At 67.6% G+C, this 9,240-nt stretch carries 9 protein-coding genes; 7 read left to right on the top strand and 2 right to left on the bottom strand.

Going from position 1 to position 9,240, the window contains the following annotated elements; translation table 11 throughout:
• Nucleotides 1–360: 360 nt before the first annotated feature.
• The 4 genes from ACGFNJ_RS24200 to ACGFNJ_RS24185 all read left to right on the top strand — a co-directional run bounded on the left by ACGFNJ_RS24200 (nt 361) and on the right by ACGFNJ_RS24185 (nt 3,890).
• A complete protein-coding gene (locus ACGFNJ_RS24200; protein ID WP_069162154.1) occupies nt 361–831 on the top strand; it encodes a carboxymuconolactone decarboxylase family protein in 471 nt (156 codons plus the stop codon).
• Between the two features lie 429 nt (nt 832–1,260).
• On the top strand, nt 1,261–2,325 hold the full coding sequence (locus ACGFNJ_RS24195) for a 3-deoxy-7-phosphoheptulonate synthase (RefSeq protein WP_393452280.1): 1,065 nt from the start codon (nt 1,261–1,263) through the stop codon (nt 2,323–2,325).
• A 145-nt stretch (nt 2,326–2,470) separates the two neighbouring features.
• Nucleotides 2,471–3,115 carry a LysE family translocator gene (locus tag ACGFNJ_RS24190; protein ID WP_393452277.1) on the top strand — a complete coding sequence of 215 codons (645 nt, stop codon included), beginning with the start codon at nt 2,471–2,473 and terminating at the stop codon, nt 3,113–3,115.
• Between the two features lie 85 nt (nt 3,116–3,200).
• Nucleotides 3,201–3,890, top strand: coding sequence for a trimeric intracellular cation channel family protein (locus ACGFNJ_RS24185; protein ID WP_393452190.1), 690 nt, complete (start codon nt 3,201–3,203; stop codon nt 3,888–3,890).
• Nucleotides 3,891–3,905: 15 nt separating this feature from the next.
• On the opposite strand, the gene ACGFNJ_RS24180 is transcribed toward ACGFNJ_RS24185, so the two are convergent.
• Nucleotides 3,906–5,078: a pyridoxal phosphate-dependent aminotransferase gene (locus tag ACGFNJ_RS24180; RefSeq protein WP_393452187.1), complete on the bottom strand. Its 1,173-nt coding sequence runs from the start codon at nt 5,076–5,078 to the stop codon at nt 3,906–3,908.
• A gap of 117 nt (nt 5,079–5,195) precedes the next feature.
• Entirely contained in the window at nt 5,196–6,095 is a 900-nt protein-coding gene (gene sigJ / locus ACGFNJ_RS24175) for an RNA polymerase sigma factor SigJ (RefSeq protein WP_393452184.1), read from the bottom strand.
• Nucleotides 6,096–6,191: 96 nt separating this feature from the next.
• Between sigJ and ACGFNJ_RS24170 the strand changes: the two genes are divergently transcribed.
• The 3 genes from ACGFNJ_RS24170 (at nt 6,192) to ACGFNJ_RS24160 (ending at nt 9,213) form a co-directional block, all read left to right on the top strand.
• Nucleotides 6,192–6,794, top strand: coding sequence for a GNAT family N-acetyltransferase (locus ACGFNJ_RS24170; RefSeq protein ID WP_069162160.1), 603 nt, complete (start codon nt 6,192–6,194; stop codon nt 6,792–6,794).
• A 61-nt stretch (nt 6,795–6,855) separates the two neighbouring features.
• Nucleotides 6,856–7,401 carry a dihydrofolate reductase family protein gene (locus tag ACGFNJ_RS24165; protein WP_393452180.1) on the top strand — a complete coding sequence of 182 codons (546 nt, stop codon included), beginning with the start codon at nt 6,856–6,858 and terminating at the stop codon, nt 7,399–7,401.
• 153 nt (nt 7,402–7,554) lie between these two features.
• Nucleotides 7,555–9,213, top strand: coding sequence for a DNA repair helicase XPB (locus ACGFNJ_RS24160; RefSeq protein ID WP_393452177.1), 1,659 nt, complete (start codon nt 7,555–7,557; stop codon nt 9,211–9,213).
• The last annotated feature ends 27 nt before the right edge of the window (nt 9,214–9,240 follow it).

Raw genomic sequence — 9,240 nt, 5'->3', positions numbered from 1 at the left:
CACCATCCACATCGCCGCAATCAACCAATGGCTACGACACCAATGAGGGCGGGCCAACCGGCCCGCCCTCACCACTTCGAAACACTGCCTAGTCGGTCGTTCACGACGGCCGTCGCGGTGCACCGGGCGACACGGCGCATGGGATATCCGGCGCAGTCGGTGAAGTCGAACATGTCCGATGCGGGCGGACCTTACGCTGAATATGCCGTCGTCCGTCTGGAATTCCGGGGCTCGAGTCGCGGCGATGCCGTCGAACGGGTAGGTGGCCCAGATCACTTCGGCGCGGATGTCACACATCGTGGTGGCGCATCGTCGACTCAGTGAACGCAGCAAGCACCCCGAATCGAAAGAAGGCACCTCATGGAAGCCCGCATCGACCTCTTCGCCAACCGTGTCGGGACCAGCTACATCAAGCGACTCACCACCGCAGGCAAGATCGTCAACGACTCCACCCTCCCCGCCGCCACTTACGAGCTGGTCAAGATTCGCGCCAGCCAGATCAACGGCTGCGGGTACTGCGTCGACATGCACACCAAGGACGCCGCGCACGCCGGTGAGGAGTCGGTGCGACTGAACCTGATCGCTGCGTGGCAGGAAGCGACCGTGTTCACCGAGGCCGAGCGCGCCGCGCTCGCGCTCACCGAGGAGGGCACCAGGATCGGCGACGGCCGCGTGGTCAGCGACGCCGTGTGGCAGGACGTGCGCAAGCACTACGACGACGACCAGATCGCCGCGCTGATCGCCGCCATCGCGAACATCAACGCATGGAACCGGATGAACGTCATCGCGCGCCGCCCGGCCGGCGACTATGTGCCGGGCCAGTGGGGCTGAGCCGACCACATCGCGACGACCGCCGAGCCGAGAGTCACGCCGGGAAACCCGGGTGACACTCGGCTCGTTCTGCGTTCCGGCAGCACTGAATCACGGGCACACCGCCCGCGTGTACGGGCGATGTGCGCACGCCCGCGCTGTGCGATGGGGCACGGCCCGACCACCCGAGGAAATCCTCCTGCTACAGTCGCAAACGTGCAGCGCGCGTATTTCTGGTTTAGCAAGCCGGCCCCGGGTGGGCAGGTCTGCGGCAACCGCCTGCGCTGACAACATTCACCCCCGAGCCGGATTATGGACCGGCTCAACGGGGATTCTCGTCCGTGGGTCGGCCGAAGAAAAGGAACCCACGACATGACTACCGCCGCCGACGTCGATCCTCGGCATGCCCACCCGTCACCCGACCACCACCCCTCATCGAATCGCTCCGCGATGCTGTTCGATCTCGATGATCAGCGCACGTTGAGCGTCAGCCCGCTGCGTTCGCCCGCCGAGGTGCGCCGCGTGCATCCGATCACCGATGCGCTCGCCGACACCGTCCGCACGGGCCGCACGGCCACCGTCGACGTGCTCAACGGCGTCGACGACCGCCTGATGGTGATCGTCGGCCCCTGCTCCGTGCACGATCCCGCCGCCGCCCTCGACTACGCGCGTCGCCTGGCCGCCAAGGCCGCCGAGCTCGACGACCGGCTGCACGTGGTGATGCGGGTGTACTTCGAGAAGCCGCGCACCACCCTCGGCTGGAAGGGGCTGATCAACGATCCGCACCTGGACGGCTCGTTCGACGTCAACACCGGGCTCGGCTTCGGGCGCAAGTTGCTCGCCGACATCACCGCGCTCGGCCTGCCGGTGGCGTGTGAGTTCCTCGATCCGATCACGCCGCAGTACATCGCGGACCTGGTGTCCTACGGCGCGATCGGCGCGCGCACGGCGGCAAGCCAGGTGCATCGCCAGTTGAGCAGCGCGCTGTCCATGCCGGTCGGCATCAAGAACGGCACCGACGGCGACGTGCAGGTCGCGGTCGACGGTGTGCGTGCCGCGGCGGCCAGTCACGTGTTCCCGGGCACCGACCTGGACGGTCGCGCCGCGCTGATCCGCACCACAGGCAACCCCGACTGCCACGTCATCCTGCGCGGCGGTACGTCGGGGACGAACTACGACGCCGAGTCGGTCGCCGAGGCCTGCATCCGGCTGGAGAAGGCGTCGCTGCCGCAGCGGGTCGTCGTCGATGCCAGCCACGGCAACAGCAACAAGGACCACAACAGGCAGGTCGACGTGGTCACCGATATCGCGGGCAGGCTGGCCGCTGGTGAGCAGGGCGTGGTCGGGGTGATGCTGGAGAGCTTCCTCGTCGCCGGCCGCCAGGATCTGACCCTCGGTCATGCCGACGAGCTGACCTACGGGCAATCCATCACCGACGCCTGCCTCGACTGGGAGACCACCGCCGTCCAGCTCGACCGGCTGGCCGACGCCATCCACCGTCGTCGTAATCCCTGACTGCCGAGCCGGTTTCAGCTTCCCGCACGGGGGATCGGGCGGGAAGCTGAACATCGGCGGTTGTTCGGCGGTACGCGCGCCGCAGGTCCAGCACTGTGAAAGTGGACCGAGACGGGCGCGGAGGGCCTGGGTGAGGATCGACGGTGTGATCGAGATGGCGGCGGTACTCGGGGTCGCGGCCGTGGCGTTGGGCATGGTGCTGACGCCGGGGCCGAACATGATGTATTTGGTGTCGCGCACCGTGACACAGGGGCGGCGGGCCGGGTTGGTGTCGCTCAGCGGCGTCGCCGCCGGGTTCGGGGTGTACCTGGTGGCGGCCGCGGCAGGCATCACGGCGGTGTTCGCGGTGGTGCCTGGGCTGTATCTGGCGGTGAAGCTGGCCGGTGCGGCCTACCTGCTGTGGTTGGCCTGGCAGGCGTTGCGTCCCGGCGGGACTTCGGTTTTCGCGCCTGCGGAGCTGCCGGTGGACCGGACGCGACGGCTGTTCACGATGGGCCTGGTCACCAACCTGCTCAATCCGAAGATCGCGATCATGTACATGGCGTTGATCCCGCAGTTCGTCACGCCCGATCACGGGCACGTCTGGTTGCAGAGCCTGTGCCTCGGCGCGGTCCAGATCGCGGTGGCGCTCACGGTGAACGGCCTGATCGTGCTCGGCGCAGGCGGTATCGCGACCTTCCTCACCGCCCGCCCCAGCTGGCTGCGCATCCAGCGCTACCTCATGGGCACGGCACTCGCCACCATCGCCTTCCTGGTGGCCACCGACCGCGCGCGGCCGATGCCCGCCTGACGAGTGGCGCACCGTCGAGGAGGTTTCTCGATGTTTGCCGCAGCCAGGTGCCACCGGTGCCCTCGCATGTGGTGTGGTGATCCGCATGGTGGATTTTGTGGGGGTGGCCGGCCACTTCGGGTCGGCGGTCGACGCGGCGCAGCACGTCGGGGAGTTGTTCGGGGTGTTCGCGTTCGCGTGCTCGGGTGCGTTGCTCGCGGTGCGGCGGAATTTCGACATCTTCGGCATCGTGGTGCTTGCTGCGGGCACCGCGCTCGGCGGTGGGATCATCCGGGATCTGCTGATCGGCCGGACGCCGCCTGCGGCGTTCGTCGATCTCACCTATCTGTGGACGGCACTGCTGGCCGCCGTGCTGATCTTCTTCTGGCATCCGCCCCACCGGCTGACCCGTGGGCCGCTCGAGGTCGCCGACGCCTTCGGTCTCGGATTGTTCTGCGTGACAGGGACGGTGATCGCCTACTCGCGCGGACTCGGCGCCCCGTCGGCGGCACTGCTGGGCGTGGTCACCGCGATCGGCGGCGGCGTGATCAGGGACCTGCTCGGCGGGCAGACCCCGGATGTGCTTCGGCCCGAACAGATCTACGCGGTGCCCGCCCTGGTCGGCGCGATCACCACCGCCACGCTGTTGCACTTCGGCGTCTATCAGGCGTGGACCGGCCTGCTCGCGGCGTCGGGCGCGATCGCCTTCCGGCTGCTCGCGCTGCGCTTCGGTTGGCATGCGCCGCAAGCCCGCCGGTATCCCCGGCCACCGGCGGGCCCGACGTCACCGTCGTAAGCGGCGGGTGCCGGGTCAGTGCGCCCCGGCACGCAGGCGGCGCACGCCCTCGTCCAAGGTCTCGTCCTTCTTGCAGAAGGTGAAGCGCACCAGGTGATTCCATGCCGCGGCATCGTCGGCGAAGACGCTGACCGGCACGGCGGCGACGCCGAGCCGCTTGGGCAGTTCGCGGCAGAAGGCGAGGCCGTCGGACCCGCCGAGCGGGGTGATGTCGCCGCAGACGAAGTAGCCGCCCGCGCTCGACTTCACCCCGAAGCCGGTGTCGGCGAGCGCGGCGGCGAGGTTGAGTCGCTTGGCGGACAAGGTGTCTCGCAGATTCGCGACCCAGTCCAGCTCGTGGTTCAACGCGTGCGCGACGGCGGGCTGGAACGGCCCACCCGCGACGAAGGTCAGGAACTGTTTGGCGGCGAGCACCCCGTCGATCAAGTCGGCCGGACCGCACGCCCAGCCGGTCTTCCAGCCGGTCACGCTGAATGTCTTTGCCGCACTGGACACCACGACGGTGCGTTCGGCCATGCCGGGCAGGGTTGCCAGGCTGATGTGTTCGGTGCCGTCGTAGACCAGATGCTCGTAGACCTCGTCGGTGAGCACCAGAATGTCGTGCTCGCAGGCGATTTCGGCGATGGCCTGCAGGTCGGCCCGGTCGAGCACGGTGCCGGTCGGGTTGTGCGGCGAGTTGACCACCAGCATCCTGGTCGCCGGCGTGATCGCGGCGCGCAGGCTGTCCAGGTCGAGCACGAAGCGATCACCGTCGGCGACCAGTCGTGCGGTGCGCCGCTGCGCGCCTGCCAGGGCAACCGCGGCGGCGTAGGAGTCGTAGTACGGCTCGATCAGCACCACCTCGGCGCCCGGCTCGACCAAGCCGAGAATGGCGGCACTGATCGCCTCGGTCGCGCCGACGGTGACCAGCACCTGGGTGTCGGGGTCGTAGTCGGTGCCGTAGCGGCGGCGGCGGTCGTCGGCGATCGCGCGGCGCAGCACCGGCATGCCGCGTCCCGGCGGGTACTGGTTCAGACCGTCGGCGATGGACTGCCTGGCAACCTCCAGCATGTCGGCGGGGCCGTCGGTGTCCGGGAAGCCTTGGCCGAGGTTGACCGCGTCGTGCCGGACGGCGAGCTCGGTCATCTCGGCGAAGATGGTAGACGCGAAGGGACGCAGACGAGCGACAGTGGCGGGTTGCGAAGGCATATCCGGAGACTAGCTGCCCGCCTTTCGTGACCTTGTTGTGAATCCGGCCACGCCGGAGGTCGCCGGTTTGGACAACGCCATGATGCCGCGCCCGCCGGGCAGGTCACCGCCGGGTGCTCAGCCGAGATGAATGCCGGTCAGCTTCGCCGGGTTCGTGAGATCGTAGGTGCCCCAGACCAGGCCGTCGCGGACGGCGAACCCGAGCACCCTGGCCGGGCGCCCGCTGTGCTCGACGCTGACCACCAGGCCCAATTGTCCGTTGACCGTAGCGAATTCGTAGGTGTACGCCGGAACCGTTGCGGGATCGTGCGCGCCGTATCTGCGTACCAGGCCGAGATAGAAGTCGGCGATCGCGTCCGCGCCGCGCAGGTTGTGCGTCGTTGTTCCGTCCGCATCACCGATGACCACCGAATCCGGATGCAGCGCAGCGGTAACCGCGTCCACCTCCCCGGAGCGCAATGCCGCCAGGAACCGCTGCACCGCGACCTCGTGCTCGGTATCCGATACCGGCGGTGGGGTGTGCGCAACGGCCTCGGTCGCGGCGGCCACCAGCTGCCGTGCGGCATCGACCGAAACATCCAGGATTCCGGCGATATCGTCGAGCGACATCGAAAGTCCTTCGTGCAGCACGAAAGCCACCCGCTGCGGCGGAGTCAGGCGGTCAAGCATCACCATCGCCGCGAGACGGCACTCCGGTGTGCGGGCCATCGCGGCCATGGCATCGGGTGTGCTCGACGGCGTCCGGCCGGTGACCACCGGCTCCGGCAGCCATTGCCCCACATAGCTTTCCCGGCGCACGGCGATACTGTGCATGCGGTCCAGGCAGATTCGGCTCAGCACCGCCGTCAGCCAGGGGCGCATGTCGTCGATCTCGGATTGATGGGTGCCGGTCAGGCGTAGCCAGCTCTCCTGCACCGCGTCCTCGGCGTCGCCGACGCTGCCCGTCAGCCGATACGCGACCGAGAGCAGATGCGCTCGATGTGATTCGAACAATCCGGCAAGCAGAGCGGCAACCATCGGGAAGATTCTACGATCTCCCGGTTTTCGTCCTGCACTGCGGTGTCGCCCGACCAACCGATGAACCGGCCTGACGATTCATGACAACATGACTCGATGGACGCACACGCGCTGTCGAACGGAACGATCTTTCTGTCGATTCCCACCTCGGACGATATCGACGTGATCACCCAGTGTTGCCAGCATCCGTCGATCGGGCAGTGGGTGACTATCCCGGTGCCGTACACCAGGGACAACGCGCGCACGTTCATCGAGGACATCGTCGGACCTGGCTGGGCGGGCCACAGCCCGACCTGGGCGTTGCGCACCTACGAGGGCGGCCCGGTGGTCGGCATGATCGGCCTCGGCGCCCGCGACGAGTCCGCCGCCGAGATCGGCTACTGGCTCATTCCGGACGAACGCTCCCGCGGCCTGATGACCCAGGCCGTGAACCTGGTCTGTGACTTCGGCTTCCGCCCCGACGGTCTCGGCCTGCGCCGCATCAGCTGGCGCGCCTTCGTAGGCAACTATCGGTCCGCCGCGGTCGCCCGCCGCTGCGGTTTCCGCTACGAGGGCATGGCGCGCCTCGGCAGCCTGCACCGCGGCGTCAGCCGCGACCATTGGCTCGCGGCCAGGCTGCCCACCGATCCGCCCGGCGTCGCCGACGGCTGGCCTGCGGAATTCGACCGCGAGCTGGAGCGGACGCCGCGGACGCACTGAATTCGCGGCGCTGCGGAAACCTTGACGTGTTCTGTCAGGTTTGCCTGACAGGGTCGAGAACATGGTTACCCAATACTTCACAGCGACCAGCCTCGACGGTTATCTCGCCGACGAAAACAACTCGCTCAGTTGGCTTTTCGCCGTAGACGACGGTGGGGAAGCGCAATCGGTGCTCGCAGGCTTCTTCGCGAATGTCGGCGCCATGTGCATGGGTTCGACCACCTACGAGTGGATTCTCGCCAATGAGCCCGCCGAAAACTGGCGCACCAATTACGGCGATATCCCCTGCTGGATCTTCACCCACCGCGACCTCCCCGCAATCCCGGGCGCCAACCTGCACTTCGTCGCCGACCCCGTCGAACCCGTCCACAAAGAAATGGCGAAAGCCGCAGGTGACAAGAACATTTGGGTCATCGGCGGCGGCGATCTCGTCGGTCAATTCGCCGACGCCGCCCTCCTCGACGAGATCATTGCGGGCGTCGCCCCGGTCACCCTTGGTTCCGGGGCGCCGCTGCTGCCTCGGCGAATCCTCTCTACCCAGCTGAATCTCTTCGACGTCACGCAGTACGGCCAGTTCGCTCAGCTCAGCTACCGGGTCACTTACTAGCGCAGTTCTGGGAACTGGTGGTGGCCGCCGCCAGTTCCCAACGGATCGTCTGTCCGTCCGGGATTTCCCCGATTTGTCGTGGTGAGCGGACCGGCCGTGCGCGGGTGTCGGTGGACTCAGGAAGAATGGAGCGAACCGAGGCGAGGAGGGGCTGTGACGGACGGTCCGCTGATTGTGCAGAGCGACAAGACGCTGCTGTTGGAGGTCGACCATGAGTTGGCCAACGCGGCGCGGCAGGCTATCGCGCCCTTTGCCGAGTTGGAGCGGGCGCCCGAGCACGTGCACACCTATCGGGTGACGCCGCTGGCGCTGTGGAACGCGCGCGCGGCGGGCCACGATGCCGAGCAGGTGGTGGACGCGCTGGTCAGCTTCTCGCGGTATGCGGTGCCGCAGCCGCTGCTTGTCGACATCGTCGACACAATGGCCCGGTACGGGCGGCTGCAGCTGGTCAAGCATCCGGCGCACGGGCTGACGCTGGTCAGCCTGGATCGCGCGGTGCTGGAGGAGGTGCTCAGGCACAAGAAGATCGCCCCGATGCTCGGTGCCCGCCTCGACGACGACACCGTGGTGGTGCACGGCTCCGAGCGCGGCCGGATCAAGCAGATGCTGTTGAAGATCGGCTGGCCCGCCGAGGACCTGGCCGGCTACGTCGACGGTGAGGCGCATCCGATCGACCTGGACTACACCGACGACAAGTGGCATCTGCGCGATTACCAGGAGATGGCGGCGGACTCGTTCTGGGCGGGTGGCTCCGGCGTGGTGGTGCTGCCGTGTGGCGCTGGCAAGACGATGGTCGGCGCCGCCGCCATGGCCAAGGCGAAGGCGACCACGTTGATCCTGGTCACCAATACCGTGGCGGGTAGGCAGTGGCGGCGCGAACTGCTGGCCCGGACCTCGCTGACCGAGGACGAGATCGGCGAGTACTCCGGTGAGCGCAAGGAGATCCGCCCGGTCACCATCGCGACCTACCAGGTGATCACCCGCCGCACCAAGGGCGAGTACAAGCATCTCGAACTGTTCGACAGCCGCGACTGGGGCCTGGTCATCTACGACGAGGTGCACCTGCTGCCCGCGCCGGTCTTCCGGATGACCGCCGATCTGCAGTCGCGCAGGCGGCTCGGGCTCACCGCGACCCTGGTCCGCGAGGACGGCCGCGAGGGCGACGTGTTCTCGCTGATCGGTCCGAAGCGCTATGACGCGCCGTGGAAGGACATCGAGGCGCAGGGCTGGATCGCGCCCGCGGAATGCATCGAGGTCAGGGTGACGCTTACCGATGCCGAGCGGATGTCCTACGCGACCGCCGAGCCGGAGGAGCGCTACAAGCTGTGCTCGACCGCACGCACGAAAATTCCGGTGGTGCAGTCGATCCTGGCCAAGCATGCGGACGCGCCGACGCTGGTGATCGGCGCCTACCTCGACCAGCTCGACGAGCTCGGCGCCGCGTTGCAGGCGCCGGTGATCCAGGGTTCGACGAAAACCAAAGAGCGCGAGGAACTCTTCGACGCGTTCCGGCGCGGCGAGATCCCGGTGCTCGTCGTCAGCAAGGTGGCGAACTTCTCCATCGACCTGCCGGAAGCCTCGGTCGCGGTGCAGGTTTCGGGTACCTTCGGCTCCAGGCAGGAGGAGGCGCAACGCCTCGGCAGGCTGCTGCGGCCGAAACACGATGGCGGCCAGGCGCATTTCTACTCGGTGGTGGCCAGGGACACCCTCGATGCCGAATATGCCGCGCACCGGCAGCGTTTTCTCGCCGAACAGGGGTATGCCTATCGCATCACCGATGCCGACGACCTGCTCGGACCGACCATCGGATAAGCGGAGGCAATTCCTCCGCAAACTGTG

The sequence above is a fragment of the Nocardia sp. NPDC049149 genome, assembly GCF_043197455.1.
In the GTDB taxonomy this organism is placed as follows: Bacteria; Actinomycetota; Actinomycetes; order Mycobacteriales; family Mycobacteriaceae; genus Nocardia.
The sequence above is the reverse complement of the archived record's forward strand: the minus strand, read 5'-3'. Positions and strand labels throughout refer to the sequence as shown.

Bases quoted from the DNA above. Each gene is read 5' to 3' on its own strand.
- ACGFNJ_RS24200 (WP_069162154.1), top strand. From the start codon at position 361: ATGGAAGCCCGCATCGACCTCTTCGCCAACCGTGTCGGGACCAGCTAC.
- ACGFNJ_RS24195 (WP_393452280.1), top strand. From the start codon at position 1,261: ATGCTGTTCGATCTCGATGATCAGCGCACGTTGAGCGTCAGCCCGCTG.
- ACGFNJ_RS24185 (WP_393452190.1), top strand. From the start codon at position 3,201: ATGGTGGATTTTGTGGGGGTGGCCGGCCACTTCGGGTCGGCGGTCGAC.
- ACGFNJ_RS24180 (WP_393452187.1), bottom strand. From the start codon at position 5,078: ATGCCTTCGCAACCCGCCACTGTCGCTCGTCTGCGTCCCTTCGCGTCT.
- sigJ (WP_393452184.1), bottom strand. From the start codon at position 6,095: ATGGTTGCCGCTCTGCTTGCCGGATTGTTCGAATCACATCGAGCGCAT.
- ACGFNJ_RS24170 (WP_069162160.1), top strand. From the start codon at position 6,192: ATGGACGCACACGCGCTGTCGAACGGAACGATCTTTCTGTCGATTCCC.
- ACGFNJ_RS24165 (WP_393452180.1), top strand. From the start codon at position 6,856: ATGGTTACCCAATACTTCACAGCGACCAGCCTCGACGGTTATCTCGCC.